The sequence below is a fragment of the Brevundimonas sp. genome (genome assembly GCF_030682035.1).
In the GTDB taxonomy this organism is placed as follows: Bacteria; Pseudomonadota; Alphaproteobacteria; order Caulobacterales; family Caulobacteraceae; genus Brevundimonas.
Genome location: NZ_JAUXQZ010000002.1, coordinates 72,837 through 90,546, shown reverse-complemented (window position 1 = coordinate 90,546; position 17,710 = coordinate 72,837). Strand labels below are relative to the sequence as shown.

Genomic DNA, 17,710 nt, shown 5'->3' with positions numbered 1-17,710 from the left:
GCAAGCAGCCTAGCCTTCGCGACGCCAGACGAAAAGCCGAGGCCTCAACCCCGGAATCCGTCCTGATCCAGAAACATCTGCTCCTCCGGCGTCGTCTCCCGCCCCAGTGCGCGGTTACGGTGCGGAAACCGGCCGAAGGTCGCAATCACCCGGTGATGATGCTCGGCCCAGCGATCCTCCGCTGCCCGGTCCATCCGCTGGAACAGCGCCAGCTGCCGCGCCTGGCTCGCCATGTCCTCATGGTGCTGGAACGGCAGGTAGAAGAATCGCCGCAGATCATTCTCAACCGCCCGGTCCTGCCCACCGTCGATGGCCATGACCGCGAACATCCGCGCCAGCGGGTCGGTGGCGAAGGCGTGGCCCGTACTCCGGAAGACGTTCCTCGGAAACTGGTCCAGCAGGATCAGCAGCGCCAGCGACCCCTCCGGCGTCTCCGCCCAAGGGTCCAGCTCGCGCCGGGCCGCCATGAAGTGGGCGTCCTCGAACCGCACGCGGAACAGGGTGTCGAAGGCCTTGTCCCTGGCGAACCACATCTTCGGACCGGCCTCTTTCCAGAAGGCGACGACGACGGAAGGCGCTATGTCTGTGCTCATGACTGACCACCTAAGCACGCCCTTGCCCGTCTTCCATGACCGCGACTGTGATCTGTCGATCATTCGCGGCAAGCGCGTCGCCGTCATCGGCTACGGCAGCCAGGGCCGGACCCATGCGTTGAACCTGCGCGACTCCGGCGTCGCCGACATCGTGGTGGGCCTCAAGGCCGCCTCCGCCACCCGCGCCAAGGCTCTCGCCGACGGCTTCCCCGTCCTGACCGCCGCCGAGGCCGCCGCCTCGGCCGATGTGGCGGCCATCATGGTCTCCGACGAGGCCCACCGCGACCTGTGGCGTGACGAACTGGCCCCGGCGATGAAGCCGGGCGCGGCCTTGATCTTCGCCCACGGCCTGTCGGTCCGTTTCGGCCTGGTCGAGCCGCGCCCCGATCTCGACGTCATCCTCGCCTCGCCCAAGGGCATCGGCCCGCGCATCCGCGACCTGTACGAGGCAGGGCAGGGGGTGTTCGCCCTGTTCGGGGTGCATCAGGACGCCTCGGGCGGCGCCCATGCGCTGGGCCTCTCCTATGCGGCGGCGCTCGGCTGCGGCCGCAAGGGCATTCTCGAGACCACCTTCGCCGCCGAATGCGAGAGCGACCTGTTCGGCGAACAGGTGGTGCTGTGCGGCGGGGTGGCCGAACTGGTCGACGCCGCCTTCATGAAGCTGGTGAACGCCGGCTATCCGCCCGAGGTGGCCTGGTTCGAATGCTTCTACGAGGTCAAGCTGGTCACCGACCTGATGTTCGAGCGCGGGGTCGCCGGGGCTTTCACCCGCATCTCCAACACCGCCGAATACGGCGCCTATCTGACCGGCCCGCGCATCATCGGCGAGCCGTCGCGGGCGGCCATGGACACGGTTCTCGCCGAGGTTCGCTCAGGCGACTTTGTCCGCAAGCTCATGGCCGACTATGACGCCGGCTCGCCCGACCTTCTGGCCCGCCGCAGGGCGCTGGCCGGCCGCACGATCGAGGTCGTGGGCGCGCATCTGACGGCGGTGGCGGCGAAGGCGGGGGATTGAGAAGGAAGGAAGAGGCCGGGAAACCCCTTTCGGCGCTCAAGCAGCGAGCCGCCGCGCGGCGAGCGTTAGCGCCACGAAAGATTATGGTCGGAGTGAGAGGATTCGAACCTCCGACCCCTGCGTCCCGAACGCAGTGCTCTACCAGGCTGAGCCACACTCCGACTTGAGGAGGGGGCTTATAGCCACGGGCTTTCACCCCGGCAAGCGTCGTTTCGCGGTCCGGGAAAATAGTCTGGAAACCGGTTCTTGCATCGCCCGCGGCCTTCGCGTATCTCGACCGCCTTCCGGCGCTTCGGCCCCGGATGCGCCGGACCTGCTGGGGAATGGTGTAATGGTAACACTCCGGTTTTTGGTACCGTCATTCAAGGTTCGAGTCCTTGTTCCCCAGCCATCCGCCCCGCTGACCGCGTCAGCCTTTCGACGGACTTCAGGGGGAAGCGGAGCGGCTTCAGTGCACCGGCGAGGTATCCAGAGGCAGTCTGATCCGCACGCCGACCCCGCCTCCCGGGGCCGTCTCGATGCTCATCGAGCCGCCGAGGTGTTCGACCAGGCCCTGGACCAGCGACAGGCCTTCGCCCGGGACCAGCTTCGCGGCCCCGACGCCCGAGTCGCGCACTACCAGGCTGACGCCGCCAACGGCCCGCGAAAAAGCCACGGCGATCGAGCCGCGCCGGTCATCCGGGAAGGCGTGGCGGCAAGCGTTGGAGATCAGCTCGTGGGTGATGATCGCCAGCGGCAGCAGGTGGGTGTCGGGCAGCAGGGCCGCCTGGCCTCGCACCTTCAGGCGCACCGGTCGGCCCTCGCAAACGCGACTCCAGAAGTCGGCCACGTCCTCGAGATAGCCCCCGAAATCCAGTGGGCCGTCCGCGTTGATCCGTCGGCTGATCAAGTCCATGGCGGCGATGACGTCGCTCAGCCAGTTCAGGTGCCGCGCGCTTTCGGGATCGGTGACCGCCCGCAGACGGATTCCGACCAGCGTCTGCAATAGCTGGTACCCCCCAAGCAGCCGCCGTTGAAGCTCAACGAGCTGGTCTTCCGCCGCCGCGCCCATTGTTCCCCCGTGCATTGGAATGCGCGATTTAACTAGCCCGGACTGAACCGAATTGCCATCAAGGCGTTAGGGTGTCCGCTAGCGGACACAAAACGTGTTGAGACGTCTGATTAGTGCCGGGGGAGTTTGTGTCCGATCCACCCGACCTTCGGGTCATGATTGTCGAAGACCAGGCCTTGCTCGCCATGGAGCTGGAACTGGTTCTGGCCGAATCCGGCTGTGACGTGGTCGGCTGCGCTATGGACAAGGCCGGGGCGCTGGTCATCGCCGAGCGCGAGCGGCCCGATCTGGCCCTGATCGACATCAATCTGCTGGACGGGCTGACCGGCCCCCAGATCGCCCAATACGTAGTCAGCGAATATGGCTGCGCCGTGGTCTTCCTGACCGCCAATCCCGAGCAGATTCCCGATGGCTTCGCGGGAGCCCTCGGCGTGGTGTCCAAACCGTTCGATGAGGTCACCATCAGGGACGTCGTAGCCTTCGCCCAGCATTTCATCCGGCAAGGCGCCCTCGGCGAGACCCCGCGCCGCTTCCGCCTGGCGCCTTGGCTGACCACGCCCCCGCCGGAGATTCCGCCTCACTGATCGGGGGTGTTCAGGCAAGGCCGCCGCACAGGTCCAGCCCCGAAGACTGCGGCGGCTCGCCGGCCGGGTCCAGATCCAGCTGCATCAAGGTGACGTCCAGCCACCGCCCGAATTTCCAGCCGACCTGGCGATAGACGCCCGCGTTCCGGAACCCCAGCGCCCGGTGCAGGGCTATCGAGGCCGCGCTGGTGTCGCTGTCGCTGATGGCGCCGATCAGATGCCGCAGGCCTCTGTCGCGGGTCCGCGCGATCAGGGCTTCCAGCAGGGCCCGGCCGACGCCACGCCGCCGCGCATGGTCCTCGATATAGATCGAGACCTCGACGCCGTAGCGATAGGCCGGTCGCGGCCGGAACGGCGAGACATAGGCATAGCCGGCGAAGACGCCGTCGATCTCCGCGACCAGCCAGGGCAGGGCGTGTCCCCTGACCGCCGCGAAACGCTGCGCCATCTCCCCCGGGCTCGGCGGCGCGGTCTCGAAGGTGGCGGTGCCGCCCTCGACCTCACGGGCGTAGAGGGCGGTGATCGCGGGCAGGTCGCTCCCGGTCGCATCTCTCAGCTCAGGACCCATCGGAAACGGGGGAGCGGGTCAGACCCGCCCCCAGCCCTTGTCGATAGCCCAAACCGCGAAGGCGTAGTCGTGGGCGACCTCCTTCAGATAGTCGAACCGCCCCGATGACCCGCCGTGCCCGGCCTCCATATTGATCTTCAGCAGGATCGGCTTGCCCGAGGTCGTGGCCGGCCGCAGCCTGGCCACCCACTTCTCCGGCTCCCAATAGGTCACGCGGGGGTCCGACAGGCCGCCGGTGGCCAGCACCGCCGGATAGGCCATCGGCCCGACCTGATCATAGGGGCTGTAGCTCATCATATAGTCGTAGGCCTCGGGGTCCTCGATCGGATTGCCCCACTCGGGCCATTCGGGCGGCGTCAGCGGCAGGCTGGTGTCGCTCATGGTGTTGATCACATCGACGAACGGCACCTGGCCGATGACGCCGGCCCACAGATCGGGCCGCATGTTGGTGACCGCCCCCATCAGCAGGCCGCCCGCCGACCCGCCCTGGGCTACGATATGGCCGGCCTTGCCGTGGCCGCTCGAGATCAGATGCTCGGCGGTGGCGATGAAGTCGGTGAAGGTGTTCTTCTTGGTGAAACGCCGGGCGTTCAGGAACCAACCCCAGCCCTTGTCCGAGCCTCCCCGGATGTGGGCGATGGCGTAGATCCAGCCGCGGTCAACCAGCGACAGCCGGTTGGTCGAGAAGCTCGCGGACATCGGAATTCCATACGAGCCGTAGCCGTAGAGCAGCAGCGGGGCCGACCCGTCGACCGGCGTGTCCCTGCGCCGCAGCACGGTCACCGGCACCAGTTCGCCGTCCGGGGCAGGGGCGTTCAGCCGCTCGACCACATAGTCGGAGACGGTGTGGCCGGACGGGACCTCCTGCACCTTGCGCAGGGTCCGCTCCCGCGTGGTCAGATCATAGTCATAGGTCGAGGTCGGCGTGGACGGCGAGTTGTAGACGTAGCGCATGATTGTCGTGTCGAACTCCGACGCCCCGGCCAGCGACAGGGAGTAGGCGGGTTCGTCCACCGCGATCTCGTGCTCAGCGCCTGAACGGTGGCGGATGACGATCTTCGTATTGGCGTCGGCCCGTTCCTGACGGCCGATATAGTCCTTCACCAACGCCACGCCCTCGATGTAGCGGCCCGGCGTATGGGCGACCAGGTCGGTCCAGTGGGCCTTGCCCGGCGTCGCCGTCGGAGCCTCGACGATCCTGAAGTCGATCGAGTCATCGGCATTCGTCCGGAGCACCCAGCGGTCGCCCCAGTGGTCGGCGTCATAGAGCCGGCCGACGTGGCGCGGCTCCAGAACGACCGGCGTGGCGGTCGGCGTCGCAGCCGGAATGACCCGGGCTTCGGACGTCTCCTGGTTGGCGATGGAGATCAGGACAAAGGCGTCGTCGGCGGTGCGGCCGACGCTCATGAACAGTCCGTCGTCGGCCTCTTCATAGACCAGCGAGGTCTCGCCGCCGCGGGCCGGGCGGCGGAAAATCTTGTCCGGCCGGCCGTTGTCGTCGCGATTGGTCCAGAAGATCCACTGGCTGTCCGGCGAGAAGGTGAAGTCGCCGGTCGCCGAACCGATCGGGTCGGGTAGAACCGCACCCGTGGCTAGGTCCCTCACAAAGATCTGGTGCACCTCGGAGCCTTGTGCGTCCTCCGAAAAGGCGAACAGGGCGTGGTCCGGGCTGTGGTCCGTGGACGAAACCTCGGAATAGGCCTTGCCCTCGGCGAGCGCATTGGCGTCGAGGAGCAGTTGCACCTCGCCGCCGCCGCCGCGCGGCTTGCGCATGTATCGCGGATGCTGATCCCCGGTCCGGTACTCGACGTAATATTCCCAAGAGCCGTCAGGCGAGGGGACCGAGCTGTCCGCCTCCTTGATCCGCCCCTTCATCTCCTCGAACATTGTGGCCTGCAGCGGCTGGGTCGAGGCCATCATCGCCTCGCGATAGGCGTTCTCGGCCTCGAGGTGTTCCTTGACGTCGGCCTTGATCAGCGTCGGGTCGCGCAGCACCGCCTGCCAGTTGTCGTCCTTCATCCACTGATAGTCGTCGGTGCGGACGCGCCCCAGCTGCTCGATGCGGACCGGAATTTTCTTCGCGACGGGCGGGACGGGCGTTCCTTGGGACATCGAGGCTCCGGATGGGCGGGTTTGGGCGGGAAGGGCGCTCGCCGCGAGCACGGCGGCGGATGTGGCGAGAAGGTCGCGGCGATTCATGTCGAAGCCCCTGAAATGACGCCGGACCTTGTGCGCGCCGGCCGCCCGCCGTCAAATGACAAACTCCAGTAACCGGGCAGGGACGATGTTCGATCTTCAGACGCCGCCCCAACCCGCCTGGGAGCAGGTCCAGGTCCAGGAGCCGCCGATCGCGGAGCTCGCGGCTCCCGCCTGGGATCTGACCCTCGGCCTGATCAGCGCCACCGTGCAGATCGACCAGAACAACGGCGACGGCACCCGTCGCGTCGGAACGGCTTTTCTGATCGACGCGCCGCGCCCGGACGGCACGGCGCGCACCGTGCTGGTAACCGCCCATCATGTGCTGCACGGCATGGCCGGCCGCGAGGCCCGCGTCGGCTGGCGCAGCGAAATGCCGGGTGGGGGCTGGCGGTTCGCGCCTGATCCCTTGCGCATCCGCGACACGGCGGGCGATCCGGTCTGGACCAAACATCCGCAGCGCGACATCGCCGTGATGGAGATTTCGGCCCCGCCGGTCTTCGCCCGCGCCGCCATCCCGCTGGGCTGGCTCGCCAGGGGAGAGGACCTGGACAGCTGGCAGGTCGGGCCGGGCGACGAACTGCTGACCCTCGGCTTTCCGCGCGGCTATTCCTCCAATACGGCGGGGTTTCCGATCCTGCGCACCGGACGGATCGCTTCGTGGCCGCTGACGCCGGTTCGGAGCTTTCCGGTTTTCCTGCTTGATTTTCCAGTTTTTCCGGGAAACTCAGGCGGACCGGTTTTCTGGACTCCCGCGGCACGGAAACTGCCCGGGACGGTCCAGCCCGATCATCCGTTCATCGCCGGGGTGCTGACGTCCGAGGTGCGCCCGTCTGACGAACCGCTCGGCATCGGGGTGGTCGCGCATGCCGTCTATGTGCGCGAGGCCATCGCCCTGCTGGACGCCGCATCGACGGTGGGAGAGGGGCCGTAGCGGAGTTCCGTTCGTCTATAGCCGCAATGCGCATAAGAGATATTATGCGAAATTGGCTCAATCAAACGACCGCGCCCCGGGCATAGATCGGGTTGGCGTAGATCCAGGTCATCTCGCGATCGGGTCCGAACGCGGTCGGCACTATGGTGGTTACCTCAACCCGATAGATCCCCGGCCGGTCGTCCACATAGTGGTAGACCCGCTGTCCCGCCGCGGACTGCGCCACTTCGATGCCGTTACGCAGGACACGGACGACCGCTTCCAGCCTCTGAGCGCTCGCCGGCAGATCCACCGTGTAGCGTGTTCCGGGCGCTGCGCGGATCTCGTCACCCATCCACGCCTCGGCCTCGCCATTCCTCGCCTTGAACATGAACCCCGTGGAATCTCCCAGAACATCCACCGCCACATAGAGATGCCCGGCCCGGATCGCGCCGTACGCAAGGGCCGAATCGGCGGTGAACTCCCCCGAAAACGGCTTGGCCGAAACGATATGATTGCGAGCGATCCGCATGACGTCCTCCGCCGGCGGAAAGACCAACTTCTCTTCGCCCCACAGCTCGATGGCCTGGTGCAGATCAGCGGCGTACAGGCCGACAAACCGACGCTGCTGGGTGATCCGGTCCCAGATTCGGAGCGCGGGCTCGGCCTTTGTTCCCAGTTCCAGATAGCCCGCGATCCGGTTGACCGGCAGCATGGCGACTGCTGCCAGCTTGGCTTCCAGCGGCGCGGCATAGAACTGGTCCGCCAGATCAAGGATTTCGATCCCGTCGATACGCTCATCGACGGGGCCGTCCCACGCCCATTTCCGATGCGCCGGATGGGCCAGAATGCTCAGACCGTCCTGCGCCTTGACTGCTTGCAGATAGGCCGTTGTGGGGATTTCACGACTGTTGGGGGCGTTGGTTATACCCATCCCCAGCAGGTGGCCTTCCGGTCGGGCGTTTTCGACGCCTGTCAGCATCAGCACGCCGTCGCGCCAGCCCTGTTTGCCGTCTCCAATGGCTTTCAGCGTCTCGTGATCGGTGACCACCAAGAACCGGATGCCCTGGTCGCCCGCGACGCGGGCCAGGTCTTCATAGGTTCCGGTGGCATCGTCCGAGTAGGTCGTATGGACGTGAACCAGTCCGGCGTAGTCATAGTGCCCGCCGTCGGTCGCCGAGCCGACATATCCGACAGAGCGGCTGGCCAGCGACGCCGTGCGGGCGCTTCCGATCAGCGGAACAGCGGCGAGAAGAAGAGCAGTGATCAGGACCGCGACGGCACGGGGGCGGCCTCCAAACATCCGGCACCCTGATCGGACTCGGCCCGTCACGGAGCGATTCTGAAGCATGCCCGACCCCCTGCCCGATGCGGGGCAGGTCTAGCGTCAAGCTGTTACAGGGCAGCCACACGGGGACGACCGCGTGGTGAACCACTTGTGTCGATTGTTACGTTCAGACGCGCGGCTTCCCATCCTGTAGCCGCGCTGCAAGGCTCGACGTGTCCCAGCGCGCGCCGCCCATGGACTGCACTTCAGAGTAAAACTGATCCACCAGCGCCGTCAGCGACAGATGGGCTCCGTTGGTCCGCGCCTCATCCAGCACCAGGCCCAGGTCCTTGCGCATCCAGTCGACGGCGAAGCCGAAATCAAACTTGCCCTCGGCCATGGTCTTCCAACGGTTGTCCATCTGCCAGGATTGGGCCGCGCCCCTGGAGATGGCGTCATAGGCCGCATCGGTATCCAGGCCCGCAACTTCGGCGAAATGCACGGCCTCGGCCAGCCCTTGGACGACCCCGGCGATGGCGATCTGATTGACCATCTTGGTCAGCTGGCCCGACCCGGACGGCCCCATGTGTTTCACCGCCTTCGAATAGGCCATCAAGGTGGGCTGGACCCGCGCCAGCGCCCTCGCGTCGCCGCCCGCCATGACGCTCAGCTGGCCATTCTCGGCTCCCGCCTGACCGCCGGAGACGGGCGCATCGATGAAGGCACGCCCCTGTTCCGCCGCCAGCGCGGCCATTTCGCGCGCCACCCGGGCCGAAGTCGTGGTGTGGTCGAGGATCACGGCCCCGTCGGCCAGATGCGGCAGCGCCTCGCCCGTGACCTGCCGTACGTCATCGTCATTGCCGACGCACAGAATCAGCAGCTCTGCGCCGGCGGCAGCCTCCGCGACCGAGGCGGCGAATCGGCCGTCGGTCGCCTCCGACCAGACGCGCGCCTTGTCCGGGGAGCGGTTGAAGCCGGCCACCTCATGTCCCGCCCGAACCAGATGCCGGGCCATCGGCCCGCCCATAACGCCCAGGCCCGCGAAACCGATCTTCATACGCCCGGCTCCTCGGCGACGCCGTAGCGTCCACGGAAATAGGTGAGGCCCGCCCCGGGCCGGGTCTCGAACGCCTTCACGGCCCCGACGATGGTGAGATGGTCGCCCATGACGATTCGCTCCGTGGCGACGCAGTCCAGCCGTGTAAGGGCGTTCTTCAGGATCGGCGGCTCCGCGCTGGAATTGTCGAATTCGTCCGACGACAGGCGACAAATCCCCCAGGCGAACCGGTCCGACATCTCCCGGTCCTCGACCGGCAGCATATGCACCGCGAACCGTTCGGCGCCCGCGAAGCCGTCGTGCCGGTCGGAGGCGCGATCCAGACACCACAGCACCAGCGGCGGCTTCAGGGACACGGAGGTGAATGAGTTGATCGTGATGCCGTATGGCCCGTCCGGCGTATGGGCCGTCACGACGCAGACCCCGGTCGCGAATCCACCAAGCGCCCGGCGATAGGCGGCAAGGTCAAAGGCGGCGGGATCGGAACTGCTCACGTCTGACGACTATGCGACCGACTGCGTCCGGGCAAGCCGCGCCATGGGAAACGCGGCCTTAACCTTGACGCCCCCACCCTGCCCCGGAGTTCTCCGCCAAAGGTCCGCGCCCCCATGTCCCTGAGCGATCGTCCGATCCTCATCAAGAAGATCAAAAAGGTCGTCGGAGGCGGTCACCATGGCGGCGCCTGGAAGGTCGCCTATGCCGACTTCGTGACGGCCATGATGGCCTTCTTCCTGCTGATGTGGCTGATCAACACGACCGATCCGGAACAGAAGCGCGGCATCGCCGAATATTTCGCCCCGGCCAGCGTCTCCTCGACCACGTCAGGCTCCGGCGGCATTCTGGGCGGCACTTCGCTCGGTGATGACGGCGCGAAGAGTTCGGGTTCGCAATCCGTGATCAGTGAACTGGCGCCCGAAGCTCCGGCTGACTCGCCCCAGGAGGTCGGCCAGAACGCAAACCTCGCCGCCGCCAGTGAGGAAGCCCTGCGCGAGGAGGTCGCCCGACGCGAGGCCGCCGAGTTCGCCTCGGCCGCCGAATCGCTGCGCCAGGCGATGCAGTCGATGCCCGAACTGGCCGAGCTGTCGAAACAGCTGATTATCGACCAGACGCCAGAAGGCCTGCGCATCCAGCTGGTGGACCAGGAGGGTCGCTCGATGTTTGACCCGGCCTCCGCTCGCCCGAACGCCCGCGCCCAGCTGCTGCTGCGGACCATATCGCGGGTCATCACCCAACTTCCCAACCGCATCTCGATCACCGGCCACACCTCAGCGGCGCCCGGGTCAAACCGGGCGACCCTGCCGACGGACTGGCCCCTGTCTTCAGCCCGCGCAAACGCTTCGCGCCTGATCCTGCAGAGCGCCGGCGTGGATGCGGACCGGGTCTATCAGGTGTCGGGCAAGGCCGGCTCCGACCCGCTGTATCCCGACGACCCCACCCTGGCCGGGAACCGCCGCATCGCCATCGTCCTGTTGCGCGAGGCGCCGGTCCTGCCGACGGACACCAGCCTGTGAACCGGCGCCCCGCATGCTTGTGTGGGGCGAAGGGTCTTGCCCCGCGCCGCGACGCGGGTGCAAATCCGGGCATGAAACGGCCAGCGCCCCACTGTCGGCGAAATTGGATGCGGACCTGAGGCCGTGACCTTCGTTCCCCAGCGTCAGCTACGCTTCTACATGACGACCGTGGCCCCCTGCCCCTATTTGCCGGGCCAGACCGAGCGGAAGGTGTTCGCCAACCTGCCGTTCAGCGAGGGCGTTCACGTCAATGACGAACTGACCCAGGCGGGCTTCCGCCGCAGCCAGAACATCGCCTATCGCCCGGCCTGTGAATCCTGTGACGCCTGCGTCTCGGTGCGGTTGCCTGTGCCGGAATTCAACTTCTCAAGGTCCCAACGCAAGGTCTTGAACCGAAACGCTGATCTGTCCCGCGATCTGGTCGAGGCCGAGGCCACGACAGAACAGTTCGACCTGCTGCGTCGCTACCTTCACGGCCGCCATCCGGGCGGCGGAATGAGTAGCATGGGGTGGCTCGACTATATCGCCATGGTCGAGGACACGGCCGTCCGGACACATCTGATCGAATACCGCCTGCCCTCGCCCGACGGCGGCCCCGGCGATCTGGTCGGCGTCTGCCTGACCGACCTGCTCGGGGACGGTCTGTCCATGGTCTACAGCTTCTTCGATCCGGCGCTGGACGCCCGCAGCCTCGGCCGGTTCGCCATTCTCGACCATGTGCGCCAAGCGCAGATTGTCGGCCTGCCCTTCGTGTACCTCGGGTACTGGGTTCGTGGCTCGAAGAAGATGGATTACAAGGCCGGGTTCCGCCCGATGGAACAGCTGACCAAGCTGGGCTGGGAGCGGATGGATTGATTGGAAATACGTTGCTGTCCCTGACAATTCTCCTGGCTGTAGCGTCGCCCGCTAGCCATCAAGTAACTTCGCCGATGCAGGACTATGAGGTCGCCATACAGTGCTCGGCTGTCCATGCGCTCTCCAGCGTCCTTTCCGGCCAGATGGGCAACGCTGACCGAGAGTCAGAGATGAACCAAATGGCGGGTGCGTTCGAGATCATCGCCGTTAGACTCGGCGCGCCTTTGGGGATCGACCGGGACCACGTCTCATCGGCTGTGTTGGAGCGCACGGACGGCATTACGGCGCCTCTTAGGTTTCTGGACCCGGACGCCGACGTCGAGACAGCCACTGCCGATTGGGTTGAACAACTCAACCATCAGGTTGACGAATGCGGCGCCGTTATCGACCGGCTCCAAGCCTAGGCGAGCCTTCTGCGGGATCGCGGTCCGGACACCCTCGCTACGACTGTGAGCTGCCACCAGGAGCGCAATCATCACGGCAGCCTTGCTGTGCTCGGCACGGAAGTCCCGAAAGCCTGCGGCTCCTCGCCCGACCACGCCCCCGGATCCACCCCGCCCCCAAACTTCACCAGCGCGTCGATCCGCTTCTGGATCGGCGGATGGGTGGCGAACATCCCTTCCAGCCCCACGCCGTTGGGCTGATTGTCGAGAAACAGTTGCTGCACCTCATCCGGCCCCTTCAGGCTGGACCGGCCCTCAACCTTGCGCAGGGCCGAGATCATGGCGTCGGGGTTCTTGGTCAGTTCGACCGCCCCCGCGTCGGCGACGAACTCGCGCGTCCGCGAAAGCATCATCCGAATGACAATCGCGAGGGTGAATCCGATGGCGGCGAAGGCCAAACCGATGAGGATCAGCGGCAAGGCGTTCTTGTTGTCCCGCTTTCCGCCGCCGCGTGAATAGAACAGGCCCCGGAACACCAGTTCGGCAATGACGCTGATGATCCCCGCGAAGATCGAGGCGATCACCATGGTCCGCACGTCCCTGTTGATGACGTGGGTCAGCTCATGGGCGAGCACCGCTTCCAGTTCGCCGCGGGTCAGGGCCGTCATCAGGCCGCGGGTCACGGTGATGCTGTACTGGCCCTCGTGCAGGCCGGTGGCGAAGGCGTTCAGGCTGTCGCTCTCGATGATCCGCAGCGTCGGCGTCTGCAGACCGCGCGAAATCGCCAGGTTTTCCAGCAGATTGTACAGGTCCGGCTCGGACCGCCGCTCAACCTTCCGGGCCCCGGTCATCAGGTCGACCATGGTCTGGCTGCCGAAATAGGCGATGGCGAACCAGATGGCCGCCGCGACCCCGGCCATCGGCACGGTCCAGCCCAGCCACGACGCCGCCAGCGCCATGTCATCGCCGAGCCCCCGGCCGGTCCCCGGCAGGAAACCGAACCCCATCAGGATCAGCTGCGCCCCGTAGAGGATGCCGACCATCAGCACCGGAAAGGCGACCAGCAGCAGGACCGAGCGGGTATTGTTCGCCCAGATATGGGTCTGAAGCCCGACGGCGGCCATCGAGACGATCCTCTAAGCCGTGAAGCTGACCTTGGGCGGGGCGGCGTTCATCGTGGCTCGATCAGCCTCGCCGACGTCGAAGAAGGGCTTGTCGCTGCCGAAGCCGACCATGCCGGCGAACAGGACGGTCGGGAACTGACGGCGCACGGCGTTGAACTCCGAGACCGTGTTGTTGAAGAAGCGGCGCGCGGCGGCCAGCTTGTTCTCGATGTCCGACAGCTCGCGCTGCAGCTCCAGATAGTTGGTGTTGGCCTTCAGGTCGGGATAGGCCTCAGCGACCGCGAACAAACGGCCCAGGGCGCCGGTCAGCATGTTTTCGGCCTGGACCTTGTCGTTGACCGAGGTCGCGCCGGCGGCTGCGGCGCGGGCCTGGGTGACAGCGTCCAGCGTGCCGCGCTCATGGGTGGCGTAGCCCTTCACCGTCTCGACCAGATTGGGGATCAGGTCCTGGCGCTGCTTCAGCTGCACGTCGATGTCGGCGAACGACTGGTCGGCGCGCTGATCCAGCGCAACCAGCCTGTTGTAGGCGCCGACGACCACGAACAGCACTACGGCGACAATGACGGCGATGACGATCAGGGTGGTCAGCATGGCGGTCTCCAACCTCGGTCGATGATCGACCGTTCAGCGATTATCGGGCGCCGGGGCGACGGTCGATAGTGAAATCGGCGTCACCTGAATTTGCGCAGCCCCCGCGGCCCCTGCCGTCCGGCCCCGGCGCGTTTGCCGAGCCAGTCCTTCCAGTCGGGCCAGTTGCGGCGGCGGCCGCCGCCGTCGACCCATTCGGGGCCGTGGGCGCCGTCGAAGACCGCGACGTCGGCGAGGCCGCCCTGTTTGTAGGTCTGCAGCTTGACCCCCTTGCCGCGGCCCATCTCGGGCAGGTCGGCGAGCGGGAAGATCAGGGCCTTGATATTGTCGCCGATCGCCGCGACGTGGTCGCCGGCGACGCGCAGGGCGGCCAGCATCTCCCCGTTCAGCACCTGTTTGCCGCCGCGCTTCTGGGCCAGAAGCTCGTCCTCGGGGGCGATGAAGCCGTATCCGGCTTTCGAGGCGACCAGCAGTTTGCCGCCGGGCTGGTGCATCAGCAGATTGACGATCTCGGCCTTTTCGTCGAGCTCGATCATCAGCCGCAGCGGCTCGCCATGGCCCCGGCCTGAGGCCAGCTTGTCGGCGCCGACCGTGAAGATGCGGCCGTCGGAGGCGGCGACGAGGATCTTGTCGGTCGTATAGCCGGGCACCAGGAAGGCCAGGCTGTCGCCCTCCTTGAACTTGAGCTCGGACGGGTCCTCGACCTTGCCCCGGGCGGCGCGGATCCAGCCGCGTTCGGACAGGATGACGGTGATGGCCTCGCGCGGGATAAAGGCCTCTACGGAGACGAAGGCCGATGAGTCGACCGCCTCGGCGATGGTGGTGCGGCGGGGCGAGACCAGCGCCTTGCGCACGGCCTCCAGATCCTTGCCGACCTGTTTCCATTGCTTGGCCGGAGAGGACGACAGCGACTGTAGTGCTGCAAGTTCGTCGGCCAGCGCTTTGTATTCTTTCTCGATTGTCATCTCCTCGATCCGCGCCAGCTGGCGCAGTCGGGTGTCGAGGATGAAGTCGGCCTGAAGCTCGCTGAGCCCGAAGCGTGCGATCAGGACGGCCTTGGGCTGTTCCTCCTCGCGGACGATGCGGATGACCTCATCGATGTTAAGGAAGACGATCCGCAGGCCTTCCAGCAGATGCAGTCGCTTCTCGACCCGGTCGATCCGCCACCCGGCTCGCCGCACCAGCACTTCGCGCCGGTGATCGAGGAAGGCCTGCAGACAGGCTTTCAGCCCCATGATGCGCGGGGTGCCGGTGGCGTCGAGCACATTCATATTGATCGGGAAGCGGACCTCGAGGTCGGAGAGTTTGAACAGGCTCTCCATCAGCACCTCGGGCTCGACGGTGCGGCTCTTCGGCTCGATGACCAGCCGGATGTCCTCGGCCGACTCGTCGCGTACGTCGCCCAGCAGGGGCGCCTTCTTGTGCTCGATCAGGTCGGCGAGGTCGGCGATAAGCTTGGACTTCTGCACCTGATACGGCATCTCGGTGACAATGATGCGCCAGACGCCCCGGCCGAGGTCCTCGGTCTCCCAGCGCGCGCGCAGGCGAACCCCGCCCCGGCCGGTCTGATAGGCGTCGAGGATCGAGGCATGCCCCTCCACGGCGACGCCGCCGGTCGGGAAGTCGGGGCCGGGAACGATAGTCACCAGTTCTTCGGTGGTGGCGTCGGGCCGGTCGAGCAGCAGATGACAGGCGTCGATCAGCTCGCCGACATTGTGCGGCGGGATCGAGGTGGCCATGCCGACGGCGATGCCGGACGAGCCGTTGGCCAGCAGGTTGGGGAAGCCGGCCGGCAGGACGATCGGCTCCTCGTCCTGATCGTCATAGGTGGCCTTGAAATCCACCGAGTCCTGATCGATGCCCTCCATCAGGAGGACCGCGGCGGCCGTCAGCTTGCACTCGGTGTAGCGCATGGCCGCGGCGTTATCGCCGTCGATATTGCCGAAATTGCCCTGGCCGTCGACCAGCGGATAGCGCTGCGAAAAGTCCTGCGCCAGGCGCACCAGGGCGTCATAGATCGAGGCGTCGCCATGGGGATGATAGCCGCCCATGACCTCGCCGACGACCTTGGCGCATTTTCGCGCCGCCGCCTGGGGGTTCAGACGCATGGCATGCATGGCGTACATGATGCGCCGGTGCACCGGCTTGAAGCCGTCTCGAACGTCCGGCAGCGCCCGGTTGGTGATGGTCGACAGCGCATAGGCCAGATAGCGGCGCGACAGCGCCTCGCTCATCGGCTCATCGACGATGCGGCCGCCTTCGGGCGGCGGGGTGTGAACGGTCATGGGATCCGAATCGGCGGTCTGAAGCCTGAAGTCTAGCCCGCGCGCCTCAGGCTGGTCTCGAAATGATCGGCCGCTTGCCTGTCAGTTTCCGCGCCAGTAGCGCGCCTAGCACGGTGCCTAGAATACCGCCGCCCGCCATTCCCGCCAGATAGCCCCCGATCAGTAGAATCCCGCCGACGCTGGAATCGAAAGGCAGATCAATCCAGGCCGGCGCTACAAGCGCCAAGGTCGAAAGTGCAAAGGATAGCCAGACCCCCACCGTACCCATCAACGCCAGATATGCTGCGAGCACCCGCACGGGCTTGAAGAGGGCCAGAAACCCGCATCCCAGCAGGCCGAGAATCCAGAGCGGAAGAATCAGAAAATAGATCATGAGGCCCCTCCGCCCCGGACTTGTAAGGTGCCCAAGACTTGCTGGGCAACCTTTTAGAGGCGTCCCGCCTCGCGCAGCTTGTCGATCAACCACACCCGTGTGGGCGGAATGGGCCGGTTCTGCGGATGGAAGACGAACTGTTCGAGGAATGGCCAGTCCAGCCCTTCGACCGCCCCCGTTGTGGACGGATCAGACCGTCAGATCGCCGACCCGGATCGCCTGTTCCAGCCGGACCTCGCCGTTGACGTCCCGGACCTCGGCCAGGACGGTCGGGGCGCTCTCGCCCCAACCGATAGTCAGCAGGCCAAAATTCTGGTCGCGGAAGACCTCACCGACCCGCAGAGCGTTCGGAGGGGTGACCGGCCACACCTCGGTCAGGCCGGACGAGGTGATGTCCCACAGCGGATAGGGCGTGTTGACGTCCAGCCGCGAGATCTCGCCATAGTGGGTGTCGCCCGACAGACAGATCAGGCCGTTCGCCTTCCGGTCGCGGATGGCGGCGATCAGCCGCTGGTGGTCGTGGGCGAAATTGATCCACCCCTCCCAGCCGGCGAAATCGGCCACCACCTGCAGGCTGGAACCGAACACGCGGATGTCGGCGGGAATCGACAGTTGATCCTCCAGCCAGCGCCATTGAGTTTCGCCCAACTGGGTCGCGGTCATTTCGGGATTGCGGGCATAGGGGCCGGGCGTCGGTTCGCCTGCTTCGAAGCGCTTCCTGACCCATGCCTCATAGCCTTGGTCGCCCAGTTCCAGCGGGACCAGAGCCGTCCGGTTCCAGCGCAGGTCGGGCAGGATGACCTGCACCCTTCGGCCGACCGGGCCGAAGACATGGGCCGTGTAGATGCCGTCGCGCGAGCGACGCGGGCTGTCGGCCGGCTCGCCGAAGAAGTCCAGGAACAGGCGGCGCGACTCCTCCTTCATCGGGTAGTCCATGCCGGCGTCATTCTCGCCGAAATCATGATCGTCCCAGATGGCCAGAATCGGGATGCCGCTGGCCTTCAGGCGCTGAAACCCCGGCTGGGCGGCCAGCTCGGCATATTTGCGGCGCATCACCGCAGGGTCGCGGGTGTCCAGATAGACGTTGTCGCCGAGGAAGATGAACAGGTCTGGTCGGGCCGCCAGCACGGCGTCCCAGATGGGTTGGGGCTTGTCGCTCTTGGCGCAGGATCCGAAGGCGATACGGGTCAGGCTCCGCTCCGATAGCGGATGCGGGTCGGACCGGGCCGCTTGGGCTACGCCCGCGATCAGGCCGGCGGTCGCGGTCCCGGCCACGAGGCCGCGTCTGGAAATTCCCGTCATCGGAGGCTCCTTGGGGATGAAACACAAGAACGGGGCGTCCGCGAC

The 17,710-nt window shown here is 66.3% G+C and carries 18 protein-coding genes and 2 tRNA genes; 7 read left to right on the top strand and 13 right to left on the bottom strand.

Annotation, left to right across the window (positions count from 1 at the left end; all coding sequences use genetic code 11):
• Positions 1-44 precede the first annotated feature (44 nt).
• Positions 45-593, bottom strand: coding sequence for a DUF924 family protein (locus tag Q8K49_RS00530; protein WP_305303475.1), 549 nt, complete (start codon positions 591-593; stop codon positions 45-47).
• Between Q8K49_RS00530 and ilvC the strand changes: the two genes are divergently transcribed.
• Positions 592-1,608: a ketol-acid reductoisomerase gene (gene ilvC, locus Q8K49_RS00525; RefSeq protein ID WP_305303474.1), complete on the top strand. Its 1,017-nt coding sequence runs from the start codon at positions 592-594 to the stop codon at positions 1,606-1,608. The genes Q8K49_RS00530 and ilvC overlap by 2 nt on opposite strands.
• 84 nt (positions 1,609-1,692) lie before the next feature.
• Here ilvC and Q8K49_RS00520 read toward each other — a convergent pair.
• Positions 1,693-1,769 (bottom strand) — tRNA-Pro (locus Q8K49_RS00520).
• A gap of 156 nt (positions 1,770-1,925) precedes the next feature.
• On the opposite strand from Q8K49_RS00520, the gene Q8K49_RS00515 reads away from it, so the two are divergent.
• Positions 1,926-1,999, top strand: a tRNA-Gln gene (locus Q8K49_RS00515).
• Positions 2,000-2,056: 57 nt separating this feature from the next.
• Here Q8K49_RS00515 and Q8K49_RS00510 read toward each other — a convergent pair.
• Positions 2,057-2,674 (bottom strand): sensor histidine kinase, encoded by a 618-nt coding sequence (locus Q8K49_RS00510; protein ID WP_305303473.1) that lies wholly within the window; start codon positions 2,672-2,674, stop codon positions 2,057-2,059.
• A 140-nt stretch (positions 2,675-2,814) separates the two neighbouring features.
• Here Q8K49_RS00510 and Q8K49_RS00505 point away from each other — a divergent pair, with 140 nt between their 5' ends.
• Positions 2,815-3,243, top strand: coding sequence for a response regulator (locus tag Q8K49_RS00505; RefSeq protein ID WP_305303472.1), 429 nt, complete (start codon positions 2,815-2,817; stop codon positions 3,241-3,243).
• 10 nt (positions 3,244-3,253) lie between these two features.
• On the opposite strand, the gene Q8K49_RS00500 is transcribed toward Q8K49_RS00505, so the two are convergent.
• Together Q8K49_RS00500 and Q8K49_RS00495 are read right to left on the bottom strand one after the other, a co-directional pair.
• Entirely contained in the window at positions 3,254-3,811 is a 558-nt protein-coding gene (locus Q8K49_RS00500) for a GNAT family N-acetyltransferase (RefSeq protein ID WP_305303471.1), read from the bottom strand.
• Between the two features lie 18 nt (positions 3,812-3,829).
• Entirely contained in the window at positions 3,830-6,010 is a 2,181-nt protein-coding gene (locus Q8K49_RS00495) for a S9 family peptidase (protein ID WP_305303470.1), read from the bottom strand.
• Positions 6,011-6,095: 85 nt separating this feature from the next.
• Between Q8K49_RS00495 and Q8K49_RS00490 the strand changes: the two genes are divergently transcribed.
• On the top strand, positions 6,096-6,941 hold the full coding sequence (locus Q8K49_RS00490; protein WP_305303469.1) for a serine protease: 846 nt from the start codon (positions 6,096-6,098) through the stop codon (positions 6,939-6,941).
• A 61-nt stretch (positions 6,942-7,002) separates the two neighbouring features.
• On the opposite strand, the gene Q8K49_RS00485 is transcribed toward Q8K49_RS00490, so the two are convergent.
• The 3 genes from Q8K49_RS00485 to Q8K49_RS00475 form a co-directional block, all read right to left on the bottom strand.
• Positions 7,003-8,223 carry a hypothetical protein gene (locus Q8K49_RS00485; RefSeq protein ID WP_305303468.1) on the bottom strand — a complete coding sequence of 407 codons (1,221 nt, stop codon included), beginning with the start codon at positions 8,221-8,223 and terminating at the stop codon, positions 7,003-7,005.
• 151 nt (positions 8,224-8,374) lie between these two features.
• Positions 8,375-9,244, bottom strand: a complete 870-nt coding sequence (locus Q8K49_RS00480) for an NAD(P)-dependent oxidoreductase (RefSeq protein ID WP_305303467.1) — start codon at positions 9,242-9,244, stop codon at positions 8,375-8,377.
• Entirely contained in the window at positions 9,241-9,738 is a 498-nt protein-coding gene (locus Q8K49_RS00475) for a flavin reductase family protein (protein WP_305303466.1), read from the bottom strand. Before Q8K49_RS00475 ends, Q8K49_RS00480 begins: the two co-directional genes overlap by 4 nt.
• Positions 9,739-9,852: 114 nt before the next feature.
• Here Q8K49_RS00475 and Q8K49_RS00470 point away from each other — a divergent pair, with 114 nt between their 5' ends.
• From Q8K49_RS00470 to Q8K49_RS00460, 3 genes are all read left to right on the top strand, one after another.
• Complete coding sequence (locus Q8K49_RS00470; protein WP_305303465.1) at positions 9,853-10,755, top strand: flagellar motor protein MotB; 903 nt, start codon at positions 9,853-9,855, stop codon at positions 10,753-10,755.
• A gap of 123 nt (positions 10,756-10,878) precedes the next feature.
• Complete coding sequence (locus Q8K49_RS00465; protein ID WP_305303464.1) at positions 10,879-11,610, top strand: arginyltransferase; 732 nt, start codon at positions 10,879-10,881, stop codon at positions 11,608-11,610.
• Positions 11,611-11,684: 74 nt separating this feature from the next.
• Positions 11,685-12,014, top strand: coding sequence for a hypothetical protein (locus Q8K49_RS00460; protein WP_305303463.1), 330 nt, complete (start codon positions 11,685-11,687; stop codon positions 12,012-12,014).
• 71 nt (positions 12,015-12,085) lie between these two features.
• Here the strand turns inward: Q8K49_RS00460 and Q8K49_RS00455 are convergent, their stop codons facing one another.
• The 5 genes from Q8K49_RS00455 to Q8K49_RS00430 all read right to left on the bottom strand — a co-directional run bounded on the left by Q8K49_RS00455 (position 12,086) and on the right by Q8K49_RS00430 (position 17,665).
• Positions 12,086-13,117 (bottom strand): M48 family metallopeptidase, encoded by a 1,032-nt coding sequence (locus Q8K49_RS00455; protein ID WP_305303462.1) that lies wholly within the window; start codon positions 13,115-13,117, stop codon positions 12,086-12,088.
• Between the two features lie 12 nt (positions 13,118-13,129).
• Positions 13,130-13,708 carry a LemA family protein gene (locus Q8K49_RS00450; protein ID WP_305303461.1) on the bottom strand — a complete coding sequence of 193 codons (579 nt, stop codon included), beginning with the start codon at positions 13,706-13,708 and terminating at the stop codon, positions 13,130-13,132.
• Positions 13,709-13,788: 80 nt separating this feature from the next.
• Positions 13,789-15,990 carry a DNA topoisomerase IV subunit A gene (gene parC, locus Q8K49_RS00445; RefSeq protein ID WP_305303460.1) on the bottom strand — a complete coding sequence of 734 codons (2,202 nt, stop codon included), beginning with the start codon at positions 15,988-15,990 and terminating at the stop codon, positions 13,789-13,791.
• A 46-nt stretch (positions 15,991-16,036) separates the two neighbouring features.
• On the bottom strand, positions 16,037-16,363 hold the full coding sequence (locus tag Q8K49_RS00440) for a hypothetical protein (protein WP_305303459.1): 327 nt from the start codon (positions 16,361-16,363) through the stop codon (positions 16,037-16,039).
• Between the two features lie 189 nt (positions 16,364-16,552).
• Positions 16,553-17,665 (bottom strand): alkaline phosphatase D family protein, encoded by a 1,113-nt coding sequence (locus tag Q8K49_RS00430; protein ID WP_305303458.1) that lies wholly within the window; start codon positions 17,663-17,665, stop codon positions 16,553-16,555.
• Between the last annotated feature and the right edge of the window lie 45 nt (positions 17,666-17,710).

Excerpts from the sequence above, each read along its gene's own strand:
- Q8K49_RS00440 (WP_305303459.1), bottom strand. The coding sequence starts at position 16,363 with ATGATCTATTTTCTGATTCTTCCGCTCTGGATTCTCGGCCTGCTGGGA.
- Q8K49_RS00480 (WP_305303467.1), bottom strand. The coding sequence starts at position 9,244 with ATGAAGATCGGTTTCGCGGGCCTGGGCGTTATGGGCGGGCCGATGGCC.
- parC (WP_305303460.1), bottom strand. The coding sequence starts at position 15,990 with ATGACCGTTCACACCCCGCCGCCCGAAGGCGGCCGCATCGTCGATGAG.
- Q8K49_RS00495 (WP_305303470.1), bottom strand. The coding sequence starts at position 6,010 with ATGAATCGCCGCGACCTTCTCGCCACATCCGCCGCCGTGCTCGCGGCG.
- Q8K49_RS00490 (WP_305303469.1), top strand. The coding sequence starts at position 6,096 with ATGTTCGATCTTCAGACGCCGCCCCAACCCGCCTGGGAGCAGGTCCAG.
- Q8K49_RS00510 (WP_305303473.1), bottom strand. The coding sequence starts at position 2,674 with ATGCACGGGGGAACAATGGGCGCGGCGGCGGAAGACCAGCTCGTTGAG.
- Q8K49_RS00505 (WP_305303472.1), top strand. The coding sequence starts at position 2,815 with ATGATTGTCGAAGACCAGGCCTTGCTCGCCATGGAGCTGGAACTGGTT.
- Q8K49_RS00450 (WP_305303461.1), bottom strand. The coding sequence starts at position 13,708 with ATGCTGACCACCCTGATCGTCATCGCCGTCATTGTCGCCGTAGTGCTG.
- Q8K49_RS00530 (WP_305303475.1), bottom strand. The coding sequence starts at position 593 with ATGAGCACAGACATAGCGCCTTCCGTCGTCGTCGCCTTCTGGAAAGAG.
- Q8K49_RS00500 (WP_305303471.1), bottom strand. The coding sequence starts at position 3,811 with ATGGGTCCTGAGCTGAGAGATGCGACCGGGAGCGACCTGCCCGCGATC.
- Q8K49_RS00470 (WP_305303465.1), top strand. The coding sequence starts at position 9,853 with ATGTCCCTGAGCGATCGTCCGATCCTCATCAAGAAGATCAAAAAGGTC.
- Q8K49_RS00460 (WP_305303463.1), top strand. The coding sequence starts at position 11,685 with ATGCAGGACTATGAGGTCGCCATACAGTGCTCGGCTGTCCATGCGCTC.
- Q8K49_RS00430 (WP_305303458.1), bottom strand. The coding sequence starts at position 17,665 with ATGACGGGAATTTCCAGACGCGGCCTCGTGGCCGGGACCGCGACCGCC.
- Q8K49_RS00455 (WP_305303462.1), bottom strand. The coding sequence starts at position 13,117 with ATGGCCGCCGTCGGGCTTCAGACCCATATCTGGGCGAACAATACCCGC.
- ilvC (WP_305303474.1), top strand. The coding sequence starts at position 592 with ATGACTGACCACCTAAGCACGCCCTTGCCCGTCTTCCATGACCGCGAC.
- Q8K49_RS00485 (WP_305303468.1), bottom strand. The coding sequence starts at position 8,223 with ATGTTTGGAGGCCGCCCCCGTGCCGTCGCGGTCCTGATCACTGCTCTT.